A 24,962-nucleotide genomic window follows, 5' to 3' on the forward strand; every position below is an offset into this window, starting at 1 on the left:
TGAAGCAGTTGACAGGTCAACTAGTTCAATACGGACGCCACCGCCAACGAAGAAGTTATGCCCGTATTAGTGAAGTATTAGAGTTACCAAATCTTATCGAAATTCAAACCTCTTCTTATCAGTGGTTTCTTGATGAGGGTTTGCGAGAAATGTTCCAAGACATTTCTCCGATTGAAGACTTTACGGGAAATCTATCGCTTGAATTTATCGACTACAGCTTAGGTGAACCTAAATACTCTGTAGACGAATGCAAAGAGCGTGATGTGACGTATGCAGCACCACTTCGTGTAAAAGTGCGTCTAATCAACAAGGAAACTGGTGAAGTAAAAGAACAAGATGTGTTCATGGGAGATTTCCCACTCATGACAGAGACTGGAACATTCGTAATTAACGGTGCAGAACGTGTTATCGTTTCCCAGTTAGTTCGCTCTCCAAGCGTATACTATAGTGGCAAAGTGGATAAAAACGGAAAACGTGGTTTTACTGCTACTGTAATTCCAAACCGCGGAGCTTGGTTAGAGTATGAGACAGATGCTAAGGATGTTGTATATGTGCGTATTGACCGTACGCGTAAACTTCCTGTAACTGTTTTGTTACGCGCATTAGGGTTTGGCTCTGATCAAGAAATCACCGAGCTTTTAGGTGATAACGAATACTTAAGCAACACATTAGAAAAAGACAACACAGATAGCACAGAAAAAGCATTGCTTGAAATTTATGAGCGTCTACGTCCTGGTGAGCCACCAACAGTAGAAAATGCTAAGAGCTTACTTGTGTCTCGTTTCTTTGATCCAAAGCGCTACGATTTAGCAAATGTAGGTCGCTACAAGATCAACAAAAAGTTACACATTAAAAACAGATTGTTTAATCAACGTTTAGCTGAAACATTAGTGGATCCAGAAACTGGTGAAATTTTAGCGGCAGAAGGAACAATCTTAGATCGTCGTACACTTGATCGCATTTTACCTTACTTAGAGAAAAACATTGGATTCAAAACAGCGAAACCAATGGGTGGAGTGGTAGAAGGCGATGTTGAGCTGCAATCTATTAAGATTTATGCTCCTGAGTCAGAAGGCGAGCGCGTAATTAACGTAATTGGTAATGCAAATATTACTCGCGATGTAAAACACATCACACCAGGTGATATCCTTGCTTCTATCAGTTACTTCTTCAACCTACTATACAAAGTAGGGGATACAGATGATATCGACCACTTAGGAAACCGTCGTCTGCGTTCTGTTGGAGAACTATTACAAAATCAATTCCGTATCGGTCTTTCTCGTATGGAACGTGTTGTTCGTGAGAGAATGTCGATCCAAGATACAAATGCAATTACACCACAGGCATTAATTAATATTCGTCCTGTTATTGCATCTATTAAAGAGTTCTTCGGAAGTTCTCAGTTATCTCAGTTCATGGACCAAACAAACCCATTAGCAGAGTTAACTCACAAACGAAGACTATCTGCATTAGGACCTGGTGGTTTAACGCGTGAGCGCGCAGGCTTTGAAGTACGTGACGTTCACTACTCTCACTATGGTCGTATGTGTCCGATTGAAACACCAGAGGGACCAAACATCGGTTTGATTAACTCATTATCTTCATTCGCGAAAGTAAATGAGTTTGGTTTCATTGAAACACCATACCGTCGTGTTGACCCAGAAACTGGTCTTGTAACAGGGCATGTTGATTATTTAACAGCAGATGAAGAAGATAATTATGTTGTAGCCCAAGCGAATATGAAATTATCTGAAGAAGGAGAATTCCTTGATGAAGATATCGTAGCTCGTTTCCGTGGTGAAAACATTGTCACAAATAAAGAACGCATCGACTACATGGATGTATCACCAAAACAAGTAGTGTCGGCAGCGACAGCTTGTATTCCGTTCTTAGAAAACGATGACTCTAACCGCGCACTTATGGGAGCGAACATGCAACGTCAGGCGGTTCCGTTAATGAATCCGGAATCACCGATTGTAGGTACAGGTATGGAGTACGTATCAGCAAAAGACTCAGGTGCTGCAGTAATCTGTAAACACCCTGGTATTGTTGAGCGCGTAGAAGCACGTGAAGTTTGGGTACGTCGCTATGTAGAAGTTGACGGTCAAACAGTAAAAGGCGACTTAGATCGCTACAAAATGCAAAAATTCATTCGTTCTAACCAAGGAACTTGCTACAACCAACGTCCAATCGTAAGTGTTGGAAATGAAGTTGTAAAAGGTGAAATCCTTGCGGATGGTCCTTCTATGGAATTAGGTGAACTAGCACTTGGACGTAACGTGCTTGTTGGCTTCATGACTTGGGACGGTTATAACTACGAGGATGCGATCATTATGAGTGAGCGCCTTGTAAAAGATGATGTGTATACTTCTATTCATATTGAAGAATATGAGTCAGAAGCTCGTGATACGAAGCTTGGACCAGAAGAAATCACACGTGATATTCCAAACGTTGGGGAAGATGCATTACGTAACCTTGACGAGCGCGGTATCATTCGCGTTGGTGCGGAAGTAAAAGATGGAGATTTACTTGTTGGTAAAGTAACACCTAAAGGTGTAACAGAATTAACAGCTGAAGAACGTCTATTACATGCTATCTTTGGAGAAAAAGCGCGTGAAGTACGTGATACATCACTACGTGTACCACACGGTGGTGGCGGTATTATCTTAGACGTAAAAGTATTCAACCGTGAAGATGGCGACGAATTGCCACCAGGCGTGAATCAACTTGTGCGTGCATATATCGTTCAAAAACGTAAAATCTCTGAAGGTGACAAGATGGCCGGACGTCACGGTAACAAAGGTGTTATCTCTCGTATTTTACCAGAAGAAGATATGCCTTACTTACCAGACGGTACGCCAATCGATATCATGTTAAACCCATTAGGGGTACCATCTCGTATGAATATCGGTCAGGTATTAGAGCTTCATCTTGGTATGGCAGCAAGATACCTTGGCATTCACATTGCAACACCAGTATTCGATGGTGCTCGTGAGGAAGATGTTTGGGGCACAATTGAAGAAGCTGGTATGGCAAATGACGCGAAAACAATCCTGTATGACGGACGTACTGGTGAACCATTCGATAACCGTGTATCTGTTGGTGTCATGTATATGATCAAACTTGCGCACATGGTTGACGATAAACTTCATGCTCGTTCTACTGGACCATACTCACTTGTAACGCAGCAGCCTCTTGGAGGTAAAGCTCAGTTCGGTGGACAGCGTTTCGGTGAGATGGAGGTTTGGGCACTTGAAGCTTACGGTGCTGCTTATACTCTTCAAGAAATCTTAACAGTGAAGTCTGATGATGTTGTTGGACGTGTTAAGACGTATGAAGCAATTGTTAAAGGCGAAAATGTTCCAGAACCAGGCGTTCCTGAATCATTCAAAGTATTGATTAAAGAGCTGCAAAGTTTAGGTATGGACGTTAAAATGATGTCTAGCGACGATACAGAAATTGAAATGCGTGATACGGAAGATGACGATGATCATCAATCAGCAGACAAATTGAATGTCGAAGTTGAGACAACTAAGGAATAATTGGGATAACCTGTAGACTAAAAGGGAGGTAGGCCCCTTGATAGATGTAAATAACTTTGAATATATGAAGATTGGACTTGCTTCACCTGACAAGATTCGTTCTTGGTCATACGGTGAAGTTAAGAAACCAGAAACAATTAACTATCGTACGTTAAAGCCTGAAAAAGATGGCTTGTTCTGTGAGCGTATTTTCGGACCACAAAAGGACTGGGAATGTCATTGCGGAAAATACAAACGTGTACGTTATAAAGGTGTAGTTTGTGATCGATGTGGCGTTGAAGTAACGCGTGCGAAAGTACGTCGTGAACGTATGGGTCATATCGAATTAGCTGCTCCTGTATCTCATATTTGGTATTTCAAAGGTATCCCGAGCCGCATGGGACTTGTCTTAGACATGTCCCCTCGCGCGCTTGAAGAAGTAATTTATTTCGCTTCTTATGTTGTAACAGAAAGTGGAGATACACCACTTGATAAGAAGCAATTACTTTCTGAAAAAGAATACCGTGCATATCGTGATCGATATGGTAGCACATTCCAAGCTGCTATGGGTGCAGAAGCGATTAAAAAGCTATTACAAGACATCGATTTAGATAAAGAAGTAGACTTCTTAAAAGAAGAATTAAAAACAGCACAAGGACAACGCCGTACTCGTGCTATTAAACGTCTAGAAGTATTAGAAGCATTCCGTAACTCTGGAAATGAGCCATCTTGGATGATCTTAGATGTTCTACCAGTAATCCCACCAGAACTACGCCCAATGGTACAGTTAGATGGTGGACGTTTTGCTACTTCTGACTTAAACGACTTATACCGTCGTGTAATTAACCGTAATAACCGTTTAAAACGTCTATTGGACTTAGGTGCACCAAGCATTATCGTTCAAAACGAAAAACGTATGTTACAAGAAGCTGTAGACGCATTAATCGATAATGGTCGTCGTGGCCGTCCAGTTACTGGACCAGGTAACCGTCCATTAAAATCTCTATCTCACATGCTTAAAGGTAAACAAGGACGTTTCCGTCAAAACTTATTAGGTAAACGTGTTGACTACTCTGGTCGTTCTGTAATCGTTGTAGGACCGAACTTAAAGATGTATCAATGTGGATTACCGAAAGAGATGGCGCTTGAACTGTTCAAACCTTTCGTAATGAAAGAGTTAGTTGAAAAAGGATTAGCACACAACATTAAGAGTGCGAAACGTAAAATCGAGCGTGTACAACCTGAAGTTTGGGACGTTTTAGAATCTGTGATTAAAGAACATCCAGTACTTCTAAACCGCGCACCAACACTTCACCGTCTTGGTATTCAGGCGTTTGAACCTACATTAGTAGAAGGTCGCGCAATCCGTCTTCACCCACTTGTATGTACTGCATACAACGCGGACTTTGACGGTGACCAAATGGCCGTTCACGTACCTTTATCATCAGAAGCACAAGCAGAAGCTCGTCTTCTTATGTTAGCGGCACAAAACATCTTGAACCCGAAAGACGGTAAACCAGTTGTTACTCCATCTCAGGATATGGTATTAGGTAACTACTACTTAACACTTGAGCGTGAAGGTGCAATCGGTGAAGGTATGGTCTTCAAAGATGCGAACGAAGCATTACTTGCATATCAAAATGGATATGTACATCTTCATACGCGTGTTGCAGTAGCTGCAAGTGCAGTAAACAACGCAACATTTACTGAAGAGCAAAAGAGTATGCTTCTATTAACAACAGTTGGTAAATTAATATTTAACGAAATCTTACCAGAGTCGTTCCCTTATATTAATGAACCAACAAATTCAAACCTTGAAAAAGAAACACCAGCGAAATATTTCGTTGAAAAAGGTGCGAACATTAAAGAGATTATTGCTAGTCGCGAAGAAGTGGCGCCATTCAGCAAGAAAATCCTTGGTAACATCATTGCGGAAGTGTTTAAACGTTTCAAAATTACAGAAACGTCTCGCATGCTTGACCGTATGAAAAACTTAGGATTCAAGTACTCTACAAAAGCTGGTATTACAGTTGGGGTATCTGACATTCTTGTATTAGGTGAAAAAGATGAAATTCTCCACGAAGCACAAGCAAAAGTAGATAATGTAATTAAACAATTCCGTCGCGGTTTAATCACGGAAGAAGAACGTTACGATCGCGTTATCTCTATTTGGAGTAATGCAAAAGATGTTATCCAAGGAAAACTGATGAAGTCCTTGAATAAACGCAACCCAATCTTCATGATGAGTGATTCCGGTGCCCGTGGTAACGCATCGAACTTTACTCAGCTTGCTGGTATGCGTGGTCTGATGGCCAATCCATCTGGTCGTATCATCGAACTTCCAATCAAATCAAGTTTCCGTGAAGGTTTAACAGTACTTGAGTACTTCATCTCTACGCATGGTGCGCGTAAAGGTCTTGCCGATACAGCACTGAAAACTGCCGATTCTGGTTACTTAACACGTCGTCTTGTTGACGTTGCACAAGATGTAATCGTTCGTGAAGATGATTGTGGAACAGATCGCGGTTTATTAATTGGTGCGATTAAAGAGGGTAATGAAGTTATTGAGTCATTATATGATCGTCTTGTTGGACGTTTTGCAAGAAAAACTGTAAAACATCCTGAAACAGGTGAAGTATTAGTTGCTGAAAATCAATTAATTACTGAAGATATCGCTCATATCGTTGAAAATTCGGGTGTTGAAACTGTAAACATTCGTTCAGCGTTTACGTGTAACACTCGCCATGGTGTATGTAAGAAGTGTTACGGTCGTAACTTAGCAACTGGAACAGACGTAGAAGTAGGGGAAGCGGTAGGTATTATCGCAGCTCAATCTATCGGTGAGCCAGGTACACAGTTAACGATGCGTACGTTCCATACAGGTGGGGTTGCCGGAGATGATATCACTCAAGGTTTACCTCGTATCCAAGAGATCTTCGAAGCTCGTAATCCGAAAGGTCAGGCTGTTATCAGTGAAATCGACGGTGTTATCGCAGCGATCAACGATGTTAAAGATCGCCAAGAAGTAGTTGTACAGGGTGAAGTTGAAGCTCGTACGTATGCTATTCCTTACGGTGCTCGTCTGAAAGTAATTCCAGGACAGAAAATTAGCCACGGTAAAGAGTTAACAGAAGGTTCTATCGATCCGAAAGAATTACTAAAAGTAACGGACATTACGGCAGTTCAAGAATACTTATTACGTGAAGTTCAAAAAGTATACCGTATGCAAGGGGTAGAAATTGGTGACAAACACGTAGAAGTAATGGTACGCCAAATGTTACGTAAAGTACGTGTGAGTGATGCAGGTGAAACAGATGTATTACCAGGAACATTACTAGATATCCATCAGTTTACTGATGCGAATGCGAAGGTGTTACTGCAAGGTAAACAACCAGCAACAGCTAGACCAGTTCTACTTGGTATTACAAAAGCTTCACTTGAAACAGATTCATTCTTATCTGCAGCATCGTTCCAAGAAACAACTCGTGTCTTAACTGATGCAGCGATTAAGGGTAAACGCGATGAGCTTCTAGGATTGAAAGAAAATGTTATTATCGGTAAACTTGTTCCTGCTGGAACAGGTATGAATCGTTATCGCAAAGTGGATCTTGTTAAAACAACACAAGATGACATGAATGTAGAAAACGATGAAGTTTATGTGGAACAGTAAAATTTTCCGTCGTAAATTTTGTATAAAAACAGTTAATCCTAGTTGACATTGTATGAGTCAAAATGTTACTATAAGCAAGGTTGCTCCTGAACGATGCTTTGGAGGATATTTATATGTCTTATCAAAAAGTGTCAAATGCTGAAAATGTAGTCGTTGGTCATAAACGTACATTGGAAGCAATCAAAAATGGTATAGTTAAAGAAGTTGTCATTGCAGAAGATGCTGATATGCGGTTAACCCATGTTATCATTCGCACTGCATTGCAACATAACATACCCATAACCAAAGTTGAATCAGTTCGTAAACTTGGAAAAGTTGCGGGGATTCAAGTGGGAGCTTCAGCAATAGGAATAATAAGTTAAAACTGTTTTTGTGAGGAGAGAGCATTTGCTCTCCCTTGCAAAAACTTTGTTTTCAACTAATAATGAACCACCTGGATATGTGGTCATACAAACATGCGAAGGGAGGATAATCAAATGCCTACTATTAACCAATTAGTGAGAAATGGTCGTACTGATAAAGTATGGAAATCTAAATCACCTGCGTTAAACAAAGGTTTTAACTCTTTAAAGAAAAAATCAACTGATATCTCTGCACCTCAAAAACGTGGTGTATGTACTCGTGTTGGTACAATGACTCCAAAGAAACCTAACTCAGCGTTACGTAAATATGCTCGTGTTCGTTTAACAAATGGTATTGAGGTAACAGCATACATCCCAGGTATCGGTCACAACTTACAAGAGCACAGCGTAGTATTAATTCGCGGTGGTCGTGTAAAAGACTTACCAGGGGTACGTTACCACATCGTTCGTGGTGCGCTTGATACAGCTGGTGTTGACAAGCGTATGCAAGGCCGTTCTAAATACGGTACTAAAAAGCCTAAAGCGGCTAAGAAATAATAACTTTTTAATGAAAGGAGGAACTCAATATGCCTCGTAAAGGACCTGTTGCAAAACGTGACGTGTTACCAGATCCAATGTACAATTCGAAGCTAGTAACACGCCTTATCAACAAAATGATGGTTGACGGTAAAAAAGGTAAATCTCAAACAATTCTTTATAATGCGTTCGATATCGTAAGCGAACGTACTGGTAAAGAGCCAATGGAAGTATTCGAGCAAGCTCTTAAGAACATTATGCCTGTTCTTGAAGTACGCGCTCGTCGTGTTGGTGGTGCTAACTACCAAGTTCCAGTTGAGGTTCGTCCAGAACGCCGTACAACTTTAGGTCTTCGTTGGTTAGTAAACTACGCTCGTCTTCGTGGTGAAAAAACTATGGAAGAGCGTCTTGCTAACGAAATCTTAGATGCAGCTAACAACGCTGGTGCATCTGTTAAGAAACGTGAAGACACTCATAAAATGGCAGAAGCTAACAAAGCATTTGCTCATTACCGTTGGTAGGATTCAACGTAAAATAAATGTAAGCATAAACCGCTTTATTTGTCGCTTATGGAAGTGTGGAGAGGGAGAATGCCTCTCCCTTTCGTTGGGCGCTCGTTTTACATAATGAGGGTACTGGACATACTGACATGTGTAACAATATAAAGTGGCTTTTTTGCTACTTAAAATAAAAAATCCAATCCATATATGGAAGGAGCAAGACACCAAATGGCAAGAGAGTTCTCTTTAGAAAACACTCGTAATATTGGTATCATGGCTCACATCGATGCTGGTAAAACAACAGCTACTGAGCGTATTCTGTACTACACAGGACGTATTCACAAAATCGGTGAAACTCACGAAGGTGCATCTCAGATGGACTGGATGGAGCAAGAGCAAGAGCGTGGTATCACAATTACTTCTGCTGCAACTACAGCACAATGGAAAGGTCACCGTGTAAACATCATTGACACTCCAGGTCACGTAGATTTCACAGTAGAAGTAGAACGTTCTTTACGCGTACTTGATGGCGCAGTAGCAGTACTTGATGCACAATCTGGTGTAGAACCACAAACAGAAACTGTTTGGCGTCAGGCTACTACTTACGGCGTACCTCGTATCGTATTCGTTAACAAAATGGATAAAATCGGTGCAGATTTCTTATACTCTGTAGGAACAATCCACGATCGTTTACAAGCAAACGCACACCCAATTCAGTTACCAATCGGTGCTGAAGATGAGTTCAATGGTATCATTGACCTTGTTGAAGAATGTGCTTACATGTACGGTAACGATTTAGGAACAGACATTCAACGTGTTGAAATTCCTGAAGAGCATAAAGAACTAGCTGAAGAATACCGTGGAAAACTTATTGAAGCGGTAGCTGAGCTTGATGAAGAAATGATGATGAAGTACCTAGAAGGTGAAGAAATCACTGTAGAAGAGCTTAAAGCTGGTATCCGTAAGGCTACAACTTCTGTAGAATTCTTCCCAGTAATCTGTGGTTCTGCATTCAAAAACAAAGGTGTTCAAATTCTGTTAGACGCAGTTATCGACTACCTACCATCTCCATTAGATGTACCTGCAATCAAAGGTACTCTTCCGGATACAGATGAAGAAGTAGAACGTAAGTCTAGCGATGAAGAGCCTTTCTCAGCTCTAGCATTCAAAATCATGACTGACCCTTATGTTGGTAAGTTAACATTCTTCCGTGTGTACTCTGGTGTGTTAAACTCTGGATCATACGTGAAAAACTCAACTAAAGGTAAGCGTGAGCGTGTAGGTCGTATCCTACAAATGCACGCTAACAGCCGTGAAGAGATCTCAACAGTTTACGCTGGTGATATCGCTGCTGCTGTAGGTTTAAAAGATACTACTACTGGTGATACTCTTTGTGACGAGAAGAGCCTTGTTATCCTTGAGTCTATGGAATTCCCAGAGCCAGTTATCTCTGTAGCTATCGAACCAAAATCAAAAGCTGACCAAGATAAAATGGGTACAGCATTATCTAAGCTTTCTGAAGAAGATCCAACATTCCGTGCTCACACTGACCAAGAAACTGGCCAAACAATCATCGCTGGTATGGGTGAACTTCACCTTGATATCATCGTTGACCGTATGCGCCGTGAGTTCAAAGTTGAAGCAAACGTTGGTGCTCCTCAGGTAGCATACCGTGAGACTTTCCGCTCTGCTGCGAAAGTTGAAGGTAAGTTCGCTCGTCAATCTGGTGGACGTGGACAATTCGGTCACGTTTGGATTGAGTTTGAACCTAATGAAGAAGGTAAAGGATTCGAATTCGAAAACAAGATCGTCGGTGGTGTTGTTCCACGTGAATACATCCCAGCTGTAGGCGCAGGTCTTGAAGATGCACTTAAAAATGGTGTACTTGCTGGATATCCAGTAGTAGACATTAAAGCTGCATTAGTTGACGGATCTTACCATGATGTCGATTCATCTGAGATGGCGTTCAAAATCGCTGCATCTATGGCACTTAAAGCTGCGGTTTCTAAATGTAACCCAGTAATTCTTGAGCCAATGATGAAAGTTGAAGTTGTAATTCCTGAAGAGTACATGGGTGACATTATGGGTGACGTAACATCTCGTCGTGGACGTGTAGAAGGTATGGAAGCTCGCGGTAACGCTCAAGTTGTTCGCGCTATGGTTCCACTTTCTGAAATGTTCGGTTATGCAACGTCATTACGTTCTAACACTCAAGGACGCGGAACATTCTCTATGGTGTTTGATCACTATGAAGAAGTACCAAAGTCTGTTTCTGAAGAAATTATCAAAAAAAATAAAGGTGAATAATTGATTTTTATCGATTCTTCACGTATAACTACTTATGTAAGCTTAGAAAGTGGGACGCAAGTTTCGCTTTCTAGCCTAAATATAAAATAACCTATATAAACTAAGGAGGAATTTAGAATGGCTAAAGCTAAATTCGAACGTTCTAAACCCCATGTTAACATCGGTACAATCGGCCACGTTGACCATGGTAAAACTACATTAACTGCTGCGATCACTACAGTACTTGCAAAAGCTGGTGGTGCTGAAGCACGCGGATACGATCAAATCGATGCTGCTCCAGAAGAAAGAGAGCGCGGTATCACAATCTCAACTGCACACGTTGAGTACGAAACTGAAACTCGTCACTATGCACACGTTGACTGCCCAGGTCACGCTGACTATGTTAAAAACATGATCACTGGTGCTGCTCAAATGGACGGCGGTATCTTAGTAGTATCTGCTGCTGATGGCCCAATGCCTCAAACTCGTGAGCACATCCTTCTTTCTCGTCAAGTAGGTGTACCTTACATCGTTGTATTCTTAAACAAATGCGACATGGTAGACGACGAAGAATTATTAGAATTAGTAGAAATGGAAGTTCGCGACCTATTATCTGAATACGGATTCCCAGGCGATGACATTCCTGTAATCAAAGGTTCTGCTCTTAAAGCTCTTCAAGGAGAAGCTGATTGGGAAGCAAAAATCATTGAATTAATGGCTGAAGTTGATGCTTACATCCCAACTCCAGAACGTGAAACTGACAAACCATTCTTAATGCCTGTAGAGGATGTATTCTCTATCACAGGTCGTGGTACAGTTGCTACTGGTCGTGTTGAGCGCGGTATCGTTAAAGTTGGTGACGTTGTAGAAATCATCGGTCTTGCTGAAGAAAATGCTTCTACAACTGTAACTGGTGTAGAAATGTTCCGTAAACTTCTTGACCAAGCTCAAGCTGGTGACAACATCGGTGCTTTACTTCGTGGGGTTGCTCGTGAAGACATCCAACGTGGACAAGTACTTGCAAAAAGCGGTTCTGTAAAAGCTCACGCTAAATTCAAAGCTGAAGTTTTCGTATTATCTAAAGAAGAAGGTGGACGTCACACTCCATTCTTCGCTAACTACCGTCCACAGTTCTACTTCCGTACAACTGACGTAACTGGTATCATCCAATTACCAGAAGGTACTGAAATGGTAATGCCTGGTGACAACGTAGAAATGACTATCGAACTTATCGCTCCAATCGCTATCGAAGAGGGAACTAAATTCTCTATTCGTGAAGGTGGACGTACAGTAGGTTACGGCGTAGTTGCTACTATCGTTGAGTAATCTTAACTGATATAAAAAACCCCGAGGGATTTTCCCTTGGGGTTTTTGTTTGCATTTATATAATGAACAAAATGATTGTTTCATGTTTTGACGAGTTTCTTCTATAATAATGTGAAATCATTAAAACTGAAATCCAGAAACTGTAAAATGAATTCTGCTAGATGAAAACTTGAAATTCTTTAAAGTGCCATGTATAATAGCAAAAGTAGAGAAAAGCAGATGCAAACAAAAAGATGCTTGCATCTAGACGAATAACATTGTATAATAGACAATGTTGGTCTTTGACTGCGATGAAGTGGAAGGTTGCTGACACACCCGGCCGCTTTGCCATGGCATGGTGTGAGGAAATTTCCATGGAGAAGGTCTATTTTAGAAATAGGCGAACGAAGGAGGGAAAATAATGGCAAAAGAAAAAATTCGTATCCGTTTAAAAGCTTACGATCACCGTATTCTTGATCAGTCAGCTGAGAAAATTGTAGAAACAGCTAAGCGTTCTGGGGCAACAGTTTCTGGTCCGATCCCATTACCAACTGAAAAAACTGTTTACACAATTCTTCGTGCTGTTCATAAGTACAAAGATTCTCGTGAGCAATTCGAAATGCGCACGCACAAACGTCTAATCGACATCGTGAGTCCTACTCCACAAACAGTAGATTCATTAATGCGTTTAGACTTACCATCTGGTGTAGATATCGAAATCAAACTATAATTTATATAACTTAAAAATGTAGGAGGTGTAACTCATGACCAAAGGAATCTTAGGAAGAAAGATCGGTATGACTCAAGTATTTGCTGAGAACGGTGAGTTAATCCCAGTAACAGTTATCGCTGCTAATCCAAACGTTGTTCTTCAAAAGAAAACAACTGAAACTGATGGCTACAACGCAATTCAGTTAGGATTTGAAGATAAGCGTGAAAAGTTAACTAACAAACCTGAACAAGGCCACACTGCTAAAGCATCTACAACTCCTAAGCGCTTCATTCGCGAAATCCGCGATGCAGACGTGGACGGATTAGAGGTTGGTCAAGAGGTAAAAGTTGACGTATTCGCTACAGGTGAAATCGTTGATGTAACAGGAATTTCTAAAGGTAAAGGTTTCCAAGGTGTTATCAAACGCCACGGACAATCTCGCGGACCTATGTCTCATGGTTCTCGCTATCACCGTCGTCCAGGTTCAATGGGCCCAGTTGCTCCGAACCGTGTATTCAAAGGCAAAAAACTTGCTGGACGTATGGGTGGAGACCAAGTTACTATCCAAAACTTAGAAATCGTTCAAGTTGACACTGAGCGCAACTTATTACTAGTAAAAGGTAACGTTCCAGGTGCTAAGAAATCTCTTGTAGTTGTTCAAGGCGCTGTGAAGGTTAGCAAATAATTCACAATAGGAAGGAGGAATTCCAATGCCAAAAGTTACTGTATATAACCAAACTGGTTCACAGGTTGGTGAAATCGAATTAGCTGAAGCTATTTTCGGTATCGAACCAAATGAAGCTGTACTTTTCGAAGCTGTAATGATGCAACGTGCATCTTTACGTCAAGGTACACATAAAGTAAAAACTCGCTCTGAAGTTCGCGGTGGTGGTCGTAAACCATGGCGTCAAAAAGGAACTGGACGTGCTCGTCAAGGGTCTATCCGCTCTCCTCAATGGCGTGGTGGTGGTACGGTATTCGGACCTACACCAAGAAGCTATGCGTACAAACTTCCTAAGAAAGTTCGTCGTTTAGCAATCAAATCTGCATTAGCTACTAAAGTAGTTGAGAACAACATTGTAGTTCTTGAAGACCTAGTGTTAAATGCACCAAAAACAAAAGATATGCTAGCAGTACTTAAAGGATTAACTGTTGAGAAGAAAGCTCTTATCGTAACTGCTGATGCAAACGAATCTGTAGAGTTATCTGCTCGCAATATCCCTGGAGTAACAGTAATCACTGCTGATGGCGTAAACGTTTTAGACGTGCTTCATCATGATAAGCTAATCATGACAAAAGCGGCAGTGGAAAAAGTAGAGGAGGTGCTTGCATAATGAGAGATCCTCGTGATATCATTAAGCGCCCAGTTATCACTGAACGTTCTATGGAAATGATGGCTGAAAAAAAATACACGTTCGATGTGGACGTTAAATCTAATAAAACAGAAGTTAAAGATGCTCTAGAAGCGATCTTTGGTGTTAAAGTAGAAAAAGTGAACATCATGAACTACAAGCCGAAAGCAAAACGCGTTGGTCGTCACGCTGGTTTTACTAGCCGTCGTCGTAAAGCAATCGTTAAGCTAACTGCTGACAGCAAAGAAATCGAAATCTTCCAAGGCGTTTAATTCTTACTAAAGAAGGAGGGAAATTGAGATGGGAATTAAAAAGTATAATCCAACTACTAACGGTCGTCGTAACATGACTACGAATGATTTCGCTGAAATCACGACTGACAGACCCGAAAAGTCTTTACTTGCTCCTTTAAGCAAAAAGGCTGGTCGTAATAACCAAGGTAAAATCACTGTACGTCATCAAGGTGGCGGACATAAGCGTCAATACCGTATCATCGACTTCAAACGTAACAAAGATGGAATTCCAGGACGCGTTGCTACGATCGAATACGATCCAAACCGCTCTGCGAATATCGCATTAATTAACTACGTTGACGGTGAAAAACGTTACATTCTTGCTCCTAAGAACTTAGAAGTAGGTATGGAAATTATGTCTGGCGCTGAAGCTGACATTAAAATCGGTAACGCATTACCATTAATCAACATTCCAGTAGGTACTGTTGTTCATAACATCGAGCTTAAACCAGGTCGTGGTGGACAATTAGTTCGTTCTGCTGGTACATCTGCACAAGTACTTGGTAAAGAAGGTAAATACGTTCTTGTACGTTTAACTTCTGGTGAAGTGCGTCTTGTATTATCTGCTTGCCGTGCAACTGTAGGTCAAGTTGGTAACGAGTCACACGAACTTATCAAGATCGGTAAAGCTGGTCGCTCTCGCTGGTTAGGTAAGCGCCCAACTGTTCGTGGTTCTGTAATGAACCCAGTTGATCACCCACACGGTGGTGGTGAAGGACGTTCACCAATCGGACGTAAGTCTCCAATGTCTCCATGGGGTAAACCAACTCTTGGATTCAAAACTCGTAAGAAAAACAAAGCGTCTGACAAATTCATCGTTCGTCGTCGTAAAAAATAATGGGATTGTAGTACGGTTCACTTTGAGAACCGTACGGCAATCACGAAGGGAGGCACCAAAATGGCTCGTAGCTTGAAAAAAGGACCATTTGTCGATGATCATTTAATGAGTAAAATTGCAAAGCTAAATGAAACTGAGCAAAAGCAAGTTGTTAAAACTTGGTCTCGTCGTTCAACGATCTTCCCTCAGTTCATCGGTCACACAATCGCTGTATATGACGGTCGTAAACATGTACCTGTATATGTTACTGAAGACATGGTAGGCCACAAGTTAGGTGAATTCGCACCAACTCGTACGTATAAAGGTCATGATGCTGACGATAAGAAAACTAGAAGATAATGAGAGGAGGCACTTCAATGCAAGCTAAAGCAGTAGCGAGAACAGTTCGTATTGCTCCTCGTAAAGTTCGTTTAGTTGTAGACTTAATCCGAGGTAAGCAAGTGGGTGAAGCGATTGCTATCCTTAACCACACACCAAAAACTGCTTCTCCAGTTGTAGAAAAAGTTTTAAAATCTGCAATCGCAAATGCAGAGCACAATTATGAAATGGACATTAACAACCTAGTTGTTGAGAAAGTTTTCGTTGACGAAGGTCCAACGTTAAAACGTTTCCGTCCACGTGCAATGGGTCGTGCAAGCCAAATTAACAAACGCACAAGCCACATCACAGTTGTGGTATCAGAAAAGAAGGAGGGATAATCGATGGGTCAAAAGGTTAATCCAATTGGTCTTCGTGTCGGCGTTATCCGTGACTGGGAATCTCGTTGGTTCGCTGAGAAAGATTACGCTACATTATTACATGAAGACATCAAAATCCGTGAGTACATTAATGTACGCTTAAAAGATTCTGCTGTTGCTAAAGTAGAAATCGAACGTGCAGCAAATCGTGTAAATGTTACAATTCACACTGCAAAACCTGGTATGGTAATTGGTAAAGGTGGTACTGAAGTTGAAGCACTTCGTAAAGCTCTTAACCAATTAACAGGCAAGCGTGTACACATCAACATTTTAGAAGTTAAGAGAGCTGATCTTAACGCTAAATTAGTAGGCGAAAACATCGCTCGTCAATTAGAAAACCGTGTATCATTCCGTCGTGCACAAAAGCAAGTTATTCAACGTGCTATGCGTGCAGGTGCTAAAGGTATTAAAACACAGGTTTCTGGTCGTCTTGGCGGAGCTGATATCGCTCGTGCAGAATCTTACAGTGAAGGAACTGTTCCACTTCATACACTTCGCGCTGATATTGACTATGCAGCAGTTGAAGCTGATACAACATACGGTAAATTAGGCGTAAAAGTATGGATCTACCGTGGAGAAGTCCTTCCTACAAAAAAGAAAGCTTCTGAGGAAGGAGGAAAATAATATGTTAATGCCAAAACGCGTAAAATATCGTAGAGAGCATCGTGGTAAAATGCGTGGTCGTGCTAAAGGTGGAACTGAAGTAGCTTTCGGTGAATTCGGTTTACAAGCACAAGCTGCTTCATGGATTACAAACCGTCAAATCGAAGCTGCTCGTCGTGCAATGACTCGTTACATGAAACGTGGCGGTAAAGTATGGATTAAAATTTTCCCTTCTAAACCTTACACTGCAAAACCTCTAGAAGTACGTATGGGTTCCGGTAAAGGGGCACCAGAAGGCTGGGTAGCAGTAGTAAAACCTGGGAAAATTATGTTCGAAATCGCGGGTGTATCTGAAGAGGTAGCACGCGAAGCATTACGTCTTGCAGCTCACAAGTTACCTGTGAAATGTAAATTCGTAAAACGTGAAGAAAATGGTGGTGAATCTAATGAAAACTAATGATATTCGTGAATTAACCACTGCCGAAATCGAAACAAAAGTTAAAGCTTTAAAGGAAGAGTTGTTTAATCTTCGCTTCCAACTTGCTACAGGACAATTAGAGAATCCAACTCGCATTCGTGAAGTGCGTAAGGCAATTGCTCGTATGAAAACTGTAGTTCGTGAAAGAGAGATCGGAATTAATCGATAAATTGAGGGGAGGTTTGCATAGTGAGCGAACGTAACCAACGCAAAGTTTATACTGGTCGTGTAGTGTCTGACAAAATGGACAAAACGATTACAGTTTTAGTTGAAACTTACAAAACTCATTCCTTGTACGGAAAACGTGTTAAGTATTCTAAGAAGTACAAAGCCCATGATGAGCAAAACCAAGCGAAACTTGGCGATATCGTAAAAATCATGGAAACTCGCCCGCTTTCTGCTACTAAGCGTTTCCGTTTAGTTGAAATCGTTGAAGAAGCGGTTATTATCTAAATAGACGAATCGGAATTTTTAGTCCGAAGGGAGGTTTCATAACATGATCCAACAAGAATCTCGTTTGAAAGTTGCTGACAACTCTGGTGCACGTGAACTTTTAACAATTAAAGTATTAGGCGGCTCTGGTCGTAAATATGCTAACATTGGTGACATTATCGTTGCTACGGTAAAACAAGCAACACCAGGTGGCGTTGTTAAAAAAGGTGACGTTGTTAAAGCAGTAGTAGTACGTACGAAGAGCGGTGCTCGTCGTCCGGATGGTTCTTACATCAAATTTGATGAAAACGCAGCGGTTATCATTAAAGACGATAAGAGCCCACGTGGTACTCGTATCTTCGGACCAGTAGCTCGTGAATTACGTGATAGCAACTTCATGAAGATCGTTTCTTTAGCTCCAGAAGTTCTATAATTTAAGGTATTGCCTTGCTAAGGAGGTGCAGAATTAAGATGCATGTAAAAAAAGGTGATAAAGTACAGGTAATCACTGGTAAAGACAAAGGAAAACAAGGCGTTATCCTTGTGGCTTTCCCAAAGCAAAACCGTGTTATCGTTGAGGGTGTTAACATCGTTAAGAAGCACTCTAAGCCATCTCAATTAAATCCACAAGGTGGAATTATTACTAAAGAGGCACCTATTCACGTTTCTAACGTTATGATTTTAGATCCGAAAACAGGTGAACCTACTCGCGTAGGCTTCAAGGTAGAAGATGGTAAAAAAGTTCGTATTGCAAAAAAATCTGGTGAATTATTAGATAAATAATTTTCTTAAGAAAGGAGGTCACTTCATTGAATCGCCTTAAAGAGAAGTTCCAAAAGGAAATTACTCCTGCTCTAATGAGCAAGTTTAACTATAAATCTGTAATGCAGGTACCAAAAATCGAAAAGATCGTAATCAACACTGGTGTTGGTGACGCGGTATCTAACTCAAAAGCTTTAGACAACGCAGTAGAAGAATTAACACAAATCGCAGGTCAAAAACCTGTTGTAACTCGTGCTAAAAAATCAATCGCTGGTTTCCGTCTTCGTGAAGGTATGCCAATCGGTGCGAAAGTAACTTTACGCGGCGAGCAAATGTATGAGTTCTTCGATAAATTAGTATCAGTTTCTTTACCACGTGTACGTGATTTCCGTGGTGTTTCTAAGAAATCATTCGATGGTCGTGGAAACTATACATTAGGTGTTAAAGAGCAACTTATTTTCCCTGAGATTGATTATGATAAAGTAAGCAAAGTCCGCGGTATGGACATCGTAATCGTTACTACAGCGAACACTGATGAAGAAGCTCGTGAACTTTTAACACAATTCGGTATGCCATTCCAAAAATAATGGAAGCCAACGCTAAGTAGAGGAGGCGAAAACGTGGCTAAAAAATCTATGATTGCGAAACAAAAGCGTACTCCTAAGTTTAAAGTACAAGAGTATACACGTTGCGAACGCTGCGGTCGTCCGCATTCTGTATACCGCAAATTTAAACTTTGCCGTATTTGTTTCCGTGAACTTGCATATAAAGGTCAAATTCCTGGTGTTAAAAAAGCTAGTTGGTAAAACCCACAAATGGGAAGGAGGTAAAACACATGGTGATGACAGATCCAATTGCAGACATGCTTACTCGCATCCGTAATGCGAACATGGTACGTCATGAGAAATTAGAGGTTCCTGCTTCTAAAATCAAAAAAGAGATCGCTGAACTTTTAAAACGTGAAGGTTTCATTCGTGATGTAGAATACATCGAGGATAACAAACAAGGTATCCTTCGTATTTTCCTGAAATATGGTGCAAACAACGAACGTGTAATCACTGGATTAAAACGTATCAGTAAACCTGGCTTACGCGTTTACGCTAAAGCTGACGAAGTACCACGTGTACTTAACGGATTAGGTATCGCTCTTGTTTCTACATCTAAGGGAGTAATGACAGACAAAGACGCTCGTCAATTACAAACTGGTGGAGAAGTAGTAGCATACGTTTGGTAATATATATTTAAAACGAACGGAGGTGTGACCACATGTCTCGTATTGGTAAAAAGATTCTTGAAATCCCTGCAGGTGTTACTATTACAGTTGCAGAAGACAATACTGTAACAGTAAAAGGCCCTAAAGGTGAATTAACTCGTACTTTCAATGCTGATATGCTTATCAAAATTGAAGAGAATACATTAACAGTTGAGCGTCCATCTGAACAGAAGGAACACCGTGCATTACACGGTACAACTCGTGCTTTAATCGGAAACATGGTTGAAGGTGTAACTGAAGGTTTCGCACGCGGACTTGAATTAGTCGGTGTTGGTTACCGTGCTCAAAAACAAGGTGATAAACTTGTATTAAGCGTAGGTTATTCTCATCCAGTAGAAATGACTCCGGAAGCAGGTCTTGAAGTTGAAGTACCTGCACCAACTAAGATCGTAATCAAAGGTATCGACAAGCAACGTGTTGGCGAATTCGCTGCTAACATCCGCGCTGTACGTGCTCCTGAGCCTTACAAAGGTAAAGGTATTCGTTACGAAGGCGAAGTTGTTCGTCGTAAAGAAGGTAAAACTGCTAAGTAAACCCGTTAGGTGAGAGAAAGGAGTGACAAGAATGATCACTAAAGCTGATAAAAATGCGACTCGTAAGAAAAGACATGCGCGTGTACGTGCTAAACTTACTGGTACTGCAGAACGTCCACGTTTAAACGTGTTCCGTTCTAACCAACATATTTACGCTCAAGTTATTGATGATGTAAATGGTGTAACGTTAGTAAGTGCATCTACTCTTGATAAAGACCTTGCTCTTAACGGTACTAGCAATATTGAAGCTGCTACGAAAGTTGGAGAATCAGTTGCTAAGCGTGCTGTAGAGAAAGGCGTTAAAGAAGTAGTATTTGATCGCGGTGGTTACTTATACCATGGCCGTGTTAAAGCTCTAGCTGAAGCTGCTCGTGAGGCTGGATTACAATTTTAATGGTCAAAGGAGGGAAAATTGATGCATCGCATTGACCCAAGTAAATTAGAACTTGAAGAACGTGTAGTTACGATAAATCGTGTCGCGAAAGTTGTTAAGGGTGGTCGTCGTTTCCGCTTTGCTGCACTAGTTGTAGTTGGCGATAAAAACGGTCATGTTGGATTCGGTACTGGTAAAGCACAAGAGGTACCAGACGCAATCCGCAAAGCTATCGAAGACGCTAAGAAAAACTTAATCGCTGTACCATTAGTTGGTACAACAATTCCACACACAATCAACGGTCATTTTGGAGCTGGTGAAGTATTCTTAAAGCCTGCTGCTGAGGGTACTGGTGTTATTGCTGGTGGACCTGTTCGTGCGGTCCTTGAATTAGCAGGTGTACAAGATATTCTTTCGAAATCTCTTGGTTCTAACACACCAATCAACATGATTCGCGCTACTGTGAACGGATTAAGCGAACTTAAGCGCGCTGAAGATGTTGCAAAATTACGCGGTAAATCTGTAGAAGAGCTACTAGGTTAAGGAGGGAAAACAAATGGCGAAAAAGTTAGAAATTACCCTCACTCGTAGTGTAATTGGTCGTCCACAAGATCAACGTGCGACGGTAGAAGCTTTAGGTCTTAAAAAGTTGAATTCAACTGTAGTTAAGGAAGAAACTCCTGCTATTCTTGGTATGATCAACAAAGTTTCTCACCTTGTAACTGTAAAAGAAGCTTAAGGATAACTCATTAATATAAGGAGGTGCCTGGGAATGAAACTTCATGAATTAAAACCTGCAGAAGGTTCTCGTAAAGTACGTAACCGTGTCGGTCGTGGTATCGGTTCTGGTAACGGTAAAACTGCTGGTAAAGGTCATAAAGGACAAAACGCACGTTCTGGCGGCGGTGTTCGTCTTGGCTTCGAAGGTGGTCAAACTCCATTATTCCGTCGTTTACCAAAACGCGGCTTCACAAACATTAACCGTAAAGAGTTTGCTATTGTAAACTTATCAACGTTAAATCGTTTTGAAGATGGTACAGAAGTAACACCTGAATTATTGCTGGAAACTGGCGTTATCAGCAAATTAAACGACGGTGTTAAAATTCTTGCAAGCGGCGCAGTAGAGAAAAAACTAACTGTTAAAGCGCACAAGTTCTCTTCAAGTGCTAAAGAAGCAATTGAAGCAGCTGGCGGATCAGTTGAGGTGATCTAATGTTTCGTACAATCTCCAACTTTATGCGCGTTGCTGAGATAAGACGTAAAATATTATTCACTTTAGCGATGTTAATCGTATTCAGGATTGGCACGTTTATCCCCGTGCCATTTACAAATGGAGACGTACTGAAGGCACAAGATCAATTAAATGCTTTAGGTATTCTAAATACATTTGGCGGTGGAGCCTTGAAAAACTTCTCCATCTTTGCGATGGGAATCATGCCGTATATTACAGCATCCATCATCGTGCAATTATTGCAGATGGATGTTGTTCCTAAATTTTCGGAATGGGCGAAGCAAGGTGAAATGGGCCGTCGTAAATTAACGCAATTCACGCGTTATTTTACAATTGTTCTTGCGTTTATTCAGGGGTTTGGTATGTCAATCGGTTTTAACGGTATGGTAGGTGGACAATTAATTTTGAATCCTGGTTGGAGCACTTATTTATACATTGCTACGGTACTGACTGCTGGTACTGCATTTTTAATGTGGTTAGGTGAACAGATTACAGCTAAAGGTGTAGGTAATGGTATTTCCATCCTAATCTTTGGTGGTATTGCCGCAGCGATCCCAAGTGTTATATCTCAAGTGTATCAGCAACAGTTTCAAAATATCGGAGATCAATTGTTCATGAGTATCGTTAAAGTTGCATTGATTTTACTAGCTGTGTTAGCAGTTATTGTGGGTGTTATTTTCATTCAACAGGCTGTTAGAAAGATCCCAATTCAATATGCGAAGCGTGTAACAGGAGGAAATGGTGGTTATGCTGGAGCACAAAACACACATTTACCGCTTAAGGTAAATAGTGCTGGTGTTATTCCAGTAATTTTTGCTGTTTCATTCTTAATTACTCCTCCGACTATTGCGCAGTTCTTCCCGAAACATGATGTATCGCAGTGGATTATTGCAAACTTTAACTATTCTCACCCAGTGGGAATGATCATATATGTTGCGCTCATTGTAGCCTTCACATATTTCTATGCGTTTGTTCAGGTTAATCCAGAGCAAATGTCAGAGAATCTAAACAAACAAGGTGGATATGTTCCAGGTATTCGTCCGGGTAAGAATACAGAACAATATCTAACAAAAATCTTGTATCGTTTGACCTTTGTAGGATCAATTTTCCTAGCAGCGATTGCAATCTTACCAGTTATCTTTACGAAGCTGGGAAATCTTCCTCCATCTGCACAGATCGGTGGAACGAGTATGTTAATCGTTGTCGGCGTTGCTTTAGAAACAATGAAGCAACTAGAAAGCCAACTGGTAAAACGCCATTACAAAGGGTTTATCAAGCAGTGAGTAAGTGGGAAGTATTGTCTTCCCTACATGCTCATGTACTCTGAGGGGGAACAAGGATGAACTTAATTTTAATGGGGCTTCCTGGTGCTGGTAAAGGTACACAAGCCGAACAGATTGTTGCCAAGTATAACATCCCTCACATCTCAACAGGAGATATGTTCCGTGCAGCTATGAAGGCTGAAACTGAAATGGGTTTACAAGCAAAATCCTTTATTGATAAAGGTGCACTTGTTCCAGATGAAGTTACAATCGGAATCGTTCGTGAACGTTTAAGTCAAGAAGACTGCGTAAGAGGCTTCTTATTAGACGGTTTCCCACGAACTGTTGCACAAGCATCAGCTCTTGAAGAGATTATGAAAGATCTTGGCAAAAAAATCGACTATGTTTTAAACATTAATGTGGATTCAGGATTGTTATTAAAACGCCTTACAGGCCGTCGCATTTGTAAAGAGTGCGGTGCGACTTACCACTTAGAATTCAATCCGCCAGCAAAAGCTGACGTGTGCGATAAATGTGGTGGCGAGTTATATCAACGCTCTGATGACAATGAAGAAACTGTAGCAAATCGCTTAGATGTAAATATTAAGCAAACTAAACCTTTGCTTGATTTCTACGAGGAGCTTGGTTACTTACAAAGCATTAATGGTGAGCAAGATATCAATAAAGTATTTGCTGATATCGATGTTCTCATCGGAGGCTTAGCGTAATGATAATCTGCAAAACTCCTCGCGAGATAGAAATCATGCGAGAAGCGGGCAGGATCGTTGCTTTGACTCATCAAGAGTTAAAACAGCACATTACTCCAGGAATTACAACGAAAGAGCTCGATCAAATAGCGGAAAAGACGATTCAAAAATATGGTGCTACGCCATCTTTTAAAGGATACAACGGATTTCCGGGGAGCATATGTGCTTCTGTAAATGAAGAGCTTGTACACGGAATTCCAGGGAAGCGCAAGCTCAAAGAGGGCGATATCATCAGTATCGATATTGGTGCGAAATACAATGGGTACCATGGAGATTCTGCATGGACGTATCCAGTTGGAAACATTTCTGAATCTGTTCAAAAGCTACTTGATGTCACAGAAAAATCGTTGTATCTTGGTCTAGAACAAGTAAAACCAGGCGAGAGATTATCAAATATCTCACATGCGGTTCAAACCCATGCTGAAGAGAATGGATTCTCGATCGTTAGGGAGTATGTTGGTCACGGAATCGGGCAAGACTTACATGAGGACCCTCAAATCCCGCACTATGGTCCACCAAATAGAGGCCCTAGATTAAAGCCGGGAATGGTCATCTGTGTTGAGCCGATGGTGAATCAAGGAAGACGATATGTAAAAACACTATCTGATGACTGGACAGTGGTAACGGTAGATGGTAAATGGTGTGCCCATTTTGAGCACACGATTGCTCTTACAGAAGCAGGATACGAAATCCTTACCACTTTATAAGTAGCTGGCTCTCCGGGATTTCAGAGCAGTGTAAAATGTTACTGATTTGAAGAAGGGAGAACTATTGAATGGCTAAAGATGATGTAATTGAAGTCGAAGGTACCGTTCTTGAAACGTTGCCAAATGCTATGTTCAAAGTAGAATTAGAGAATGGGCATGTCGTATTGGCTCACGTTTCTGGTAAAATCCGTATGAACTTCATTCGTATTTTACCAGGAGACAAAGTTACGGTAGAATTATCTCCGTACGATTTAAATCGTGGTCGTATTACGTACCGTTTTAAATAATATAGCACTCCGTAATCTTTAAGGAGGTTCGAGACATGAAAGTAAGACCGTCAGTTAAACCAATCTGCGAAAAATGTAAAGTTATTCGTAGACGTGGAAAAGTAATGGTTATTTGTGAAAACCCTAAACATAAACAAAAACAAGGTTAATCAGAAGGAGGTG

Annotated in this window: 33 protein-coding genes; all 33 read left to right on the forward strand. The window is 41.0% G+C overall.

The genetic code is table 11. From position 1 onward, the window contains the following. Positions 1 to 8: 8 nt before the first annotated feature. The 33 genes from rpoB (at position 9) to rpmJ (ending at position 24,949) form a co-directional block, all read left to right on the forward strand. Positions 9 to 3,542 (forward strand): DNA-directed RNA polymerase subunit beta, encoded by a 3,534-nt coding sequence (gene rpoB / locus BAQ46_RS26035; protein ID WP_000147554.1) that lies wholly within the window; start codon positions 9 to 11, stop codon positions 3,540 to 3,542. Positions 3,543 to 3,579: 37 nt separating this feature from the next. Further along, the gene (gene rpoC / locus BAQ46_RS26040) at positions 3,580 to 7,191 is read left to right on the forward strand and encodes a DNA-directed RNA polymerase subunit beta' (protein ID WP_000567937.1); all 3,612 of its coding nucleotides are present in this window, start codon (positions 3,580 to 3,582) and stop codon (positions 7,189 to 7,191) included. A gap of 113 nt (positions 7,192 to 7,304) precedes the next feature. Beyond that, entirely contained in the window at positions 7,305 to 7,553 is a 249-nt protein-coding gene (locus BAQ46_RS26045; protein WP_000121830.1) for a 50S ribosomal protein L7ae-like protein, read from the forward strand. Between the two features lie 114 nt (positions 7,554 to 7,667). Further along, positions 7,668 to 8,090: a 30S ribosomal protein S12 gene (gene rpsL, locus BAQ46_RS26050; protein WP_001142340.1), complete on the forward strand. Its 423-nt coding sequence runs from the start codon at positions 7,668 to 7,670 to the stop codon at positions 8,088 to 8,090. A 29-nt stretch (positions 8,091 to 8,119) separates the two neighbouring features. Then, positions 8,120 to 8,590, forward strand: a complete 471-nt coding sequence (gene rpsG / locus BAQ46_RS26055; RefSeq protein ID WP_001137493.1) for a 30S ribosomal protein S7 — start codon at positions 8,120 to 8,122, stop codon at positions 8,588 to 8,590. 207 nt (positions 8,591 to 8,797) lie between these two features. Then, positions 8,798 to 10,876 (forward strand): elongation factor G, encoded by a 2,079-nt coding sequence (fusA, locus tag BAQ46_RS26060; protein ID WP_000090373.1) that lies wholly within the window; start codon positions 8,798 to 8,800, stop codon positions 10,874 to 10,876. Positions 10,877 to 10,993: 117 nt separating this feature from the next. Further along, the gene (gene tuf, locus BAQ46_RS26065; protein WP_001029615.1) at positions 10,994 to 12,181 is read left to right on the forward strand and encodes an elongation factor Tu; all 1,188 of its coding nucleotides are present in this window, start codon (positions 10,994 to 10,996) and stop codon (positions 12,179 to 12,181) included. A 400-nt stretch (positions 12,182 to 12,581) separates the two neighbouring features. Further along, positions 12,582 to 12,890: a 30S ribosomal protein S10 gene (rpsJ, locus tag BAQ46_RS26075; RefSeq protein ID WP_001040596.1), complete on the forward strand. Its 309-nt coding sequence runs from the start codon at positions 12,582 to 12,584 to the stop codon at positions 12,888 to 12,890. Positions 12,891 to 12,924: 34 nt separating this feature from the next. Next, positions 12,925 to 13,557, forward strand: coding sequence for a 50S ribosomal protein L3 (rplC, locus tag BAQ46_RS26080; protein WP_000160207.1), 633 nt, complete (start codon positions 12,925 to 12,927; stop codon positions 13,555 to 13,557). 25 nt (positions 13,558 to 13,582) lie between these two features. Beyond that, positions 13,583 to 14,206 (forward strand): 50S ribosomal protein L4, encoded by a 624-nt coding sequence (rplD, locus tag BAQ46_RS26085; RefSeq protein ID WP_001127258.1) that lies wholly within the window; start codon positions 13,583 to 13,585, stop codon positions 14,204 to 14,206. Further along, positions 14,206 to 14,496 (forward strand): 50S ribosomal protein L23, encoded by a 291-nt coding sequence (gene rplW / locus BAQ46_RS26090; RefSeq protein ID WP_001205558.1) that lies wholly within the window; start codon positions 14,206 to 14,208, stop codon positions 14,494 to 14,496. The genes rplD and rplW overlap by 1 nt, the downstream gene beginning before the upstream one ends. Before the next feature lie 28 nt (positions 14,497 to 14,524). Next, positions 14,525 to 15,355, forward strand: a complete 831-nt coding sequence (gene rplB / locus BAQ46_RS26095; protein ID WP_000511580.1) for a 50S ribosomal protein L2 — start codon at positions 14,525 to 14,527, stop codon at positions 15,353 to 15,355. 60 nt (positions 15,356 to 15,415) lie between these two features. Further along, positions 15,416 to 15,694 carry a 30S ribosomal protein S19 gene (gene rpsS, locus BAQ46_RS26100; protein WP_000124453.1) on the forward strand — a complete coding sequence of 93 codons (279 nt, stop codon included), beginning with the start codon at positions 15,416 to 15,418 and terminating at the stop codon, positions 15,692 to 15,694. Positions 15,695 to 15,711: 17 nt separating this feature from the next. Next, the gene (rplV, locus tag BAQ46_RS26105) at positions 15,712 to 16,053 is read left to right on the forward strand and encodes a 50S ribosomal protein L22 (protein WP_001148024.1); all 342 of its coding nucleotides are present in this window, start codon (positions 15,712 to 15,714) and stop codon (positions 16,051 to 16,053) included. A 3-nt stretch (positions 16,054 to 16,056) separates the two neighbouring features. Continuing rightward, positions 16,057 to 16,716, forward strand: a complete 660-nt coding sequence (gene rpsC / locus BAQ46_RS26110; RefSeq protein WP_000529956.1) for a 30S ribosomal protein S3 — start codon at positions 16,057 to 16,059, stop codon at positions 16,714 to 16,716. A gap of 1 nt (position 16,717) precedes the next feature. Next, the gene (gene rplP, locus BAQ46_RS26115) at positions 16,718 to 17,152 is read left to right on the forward strand and encodes a 50S ribosomal protein L16 (protein ID WP_000928971.1); all 435 of its coding nucleotides are present in this window, start codon (positions 16,718 to 16,720) and stop codon (positions 17,150 to 17,152) included. After that, the gene (gene rpmC, locus BAQ46_RS26120) at positions 17,142 to 17,342 is read left to right on the forward strand and encodes a 50S ribosomal protein L29 (protein WP_000855718.1); all 201 of its coding nucleotides are present in this window, start codon (positions 17,142 to 17,144) and stop codon (positions 17,340 to 17,342) included. Before rplP ends, rpmC begins: the two co-directional genes overlap by 11 nt. Before the next feature lie 20 nt (positions 17,343 to 17,362). Next, positions 17,363 to 17,626 (forward strand): 30S ribosomal protein S17, encoded by a 264-nt coding sequence (gene rpsQ, locus BAQ46_RS26125; RefSeq protein ID WP_000004106.1) that lies wholly within the window; start codon positions 17,363 to 17,365, stop codon positions 17,624 to 17,626. A gap of 43 nt (positions 17,627 to 17,669) precedes the next feature. Then, the gene (rplN, locus tag BAQ46_RS26130; RefSeq protein ID WP_000615912.1) at positions 17,670 to 18,038 is read left to right on the forward strand and encodes a 50S ribosomal protein L14; all 369 of its coding nucleotides are present in this window, start codon (positions 17,670 to 17,672) and stop codon (positions 18,036 to 18,038) included. Between the two features lie 38 nt (positions 18,039 to 18,076). Next, positions 18,077 to 18,388, forward strand: a complete 312-nt coding sequence (gene rplX, locus BAQ46_RS26135) for a 50S ribosomal protein L24 (RefSeq protein WP_000558200.1) — start codon at positions 18,077 to 18,079, stop codon at positions 18,386 to 18,388. Between the two features lie 26 nt (positions 18,389 to 18,414). After that, positions 18,415 to 18,954: a 50S ribosomal protein L5 gene (gene rplE / locus BAQ46_RS26140; protein WP_001080827.1), complete on the forward strand. Its 540-nt coding sequence runs from the start codon at positions 18,415 to 18,417 to the stop codon at positions 18,952 to 18,954. A gap of 33 nt (positions 18,955 to 18,987) precedes the next feature. Then, on the forward strand, positions 18,988 to 19,173 hold the full coding sequence (gene rpsN / locus BAQ46_RS26145; RefSeq protein ID WP_001085700.1) for a 30S ribosomal protein S14: 186 nt from the start codon (positions 18,988 to 18,990) through the stop codon (positions 19,171 to 19,173). 29 nt (positions 19,174 to 19,202) lie between these two features. Further along, positions 19,203 to 19,601 carry a 30S ribosomal protein S8 gene (rpsH, locus tag BAQ46_RS26150; RefSeq protein ID WP_000245511.1) on the forward strand — a complete coding sequence of 133 codons (399 nt, stop codon included), beginning with the start codon at positions 19,203 to 19,205 and terminating at the stop codon, positions 19,599 to 19,601. A gap of 32 nt (positions 19,602 to 19,633) precedes the next feature. Next, positions 19,634 to 20,173, forward strand: a complete 540-nt coding sequence (rplF, locus tag BAQ46_RS26155) for a 50S ribosomal protein L6 (protein ID WP_000086558.1) — start codon at positions 19,634 to 19,636, stop codon at positions 20,171 to 20,173. 31 nt (positions 20,174 to 20,204) lie between these two features. Next, a complete protein-coding gene (gene rplR / locus BAQ46_RS26160; RefSeq protein ID WP_000628816.1) occupies positions 20,205 to 20,567 on the forward strand; it encodes a 50S ribosomal protein L18 in 363 nt (120 codons plus the stop codon). Between the two features lie 21 nt (positions 20,568 to 20,588). Continuing rightward, positions 20,589 to 21,089, forward strand: coding sequence for a 30S ribosomal protein S5 (gene rpsE, locus BAQ46_RS26165; RefSeq protein ID WP_000554646.1), 501 nt, complete (start codon positions 20,589 to 20,591; stop codon positions 21,087 to 21,089). Positions 21,090 to 21,102: 13 nt separating this feature from the next. After that, positions 21,103 to 21,285: a 50S ribosomal protein L30 gene (gene rpmD, locus BAQ46_RS26170; RefSeq protein WP_001085234.1), complete on the forward strand. Its 183-nt coding sequence runs from the start codon at positions 21,103 to 21,105 to the stop codon at positions 21,283 to 21,285. Between the two features lie 33 nt (positions 21,286 to 21,318). Beyond that, on the forward strand, positions 21,319 to 21,759 hold the full coding sequence (rplO, locus tag BAQ46_RS26175; protein WP_000766080.1) for a 50S ribosomal protein L15: 441 nt from the start codon (positions 21,319 to 21,321) through the stop codon (positions 21,757 to 21,759). After that, the gene (gene secY, locus BAQ46_RS26180; protein WP_000490114.1) at positions 21,759 to 23,060 is read left to right on the forward strand and encodes a preprotein translocase subunit SecY; all 1,302 of its coding nucleotides are present in this window, start codon (positions 21,759 to 21,761) and stop codon (positions 23,058 to 23,060) included. The genes rplO and secY overlap by 1 nt, the downstream gene beginning before the upstream one ends. Before the next feature lie 56 nt (positions 23,061 to 23,116). After that, the gene (locus tag BAQ46_RS26185) at positions 23,117 to 23,767 is read left to right on the forward strand and encodes an adenylate kinase (protein WP_001048996.1); all 651 of its coding nucleotides are present in this window, start codon (positions 23,117 to 23,119) and stop codon (positions 23,765 to 23,767) included. Further along, positions 23,767 to 24,513: a type I methionyl aminopeptidase gene (map, locus tag BAQ46_RS26190; protein WP_000582539.1), complete on the forward strand. Its 747-nt coding sequence runs from the start codon at positions 23,767 to 23,769 to the stop codon at positions 24,511 to 24,513. Before BAQ46_RS26185 ends, map begins: the two co-directional genes overlap by 1 nt. Positions 24,514 to 24,581: 68 nt before the next feature. Next, entirely contained in the window at positions 24,582 to 24,800 is a 219-nt protein-coding gene (infA, locus tag BAQ46_RS26195; protein ID WP_001029884.1) for a translation initiation factor IF-1, read from the forward strand. A gap of 35 nt (positions 24,801 to 24,835) precedes the next feature. Next, the gene (rpmJ, locus tag BAQ46_RS26200) at positions 24,836 to 24,949 is read left to right on the forward strand and encodes a 50S ribosomal protein L36 (protein ID WP_000868344.1); all 114 of its coding nucleotides are present in this window, start codon (positions 24,836 to 24,838) and stop codon (positions 24,947 to 24,949) included. Positions 24,950 to 24,962: the final 13 nt, after the last annotated feature.

It is taken from the genome of Bacillus paranthracis (assembly GCF_001883995.1).
Lineage (GTDB): Bacteria > Bacillota > Bacilli > Bacillales > Bacillaceae_G > Bacillus_A > Bacillus_A paranthracis.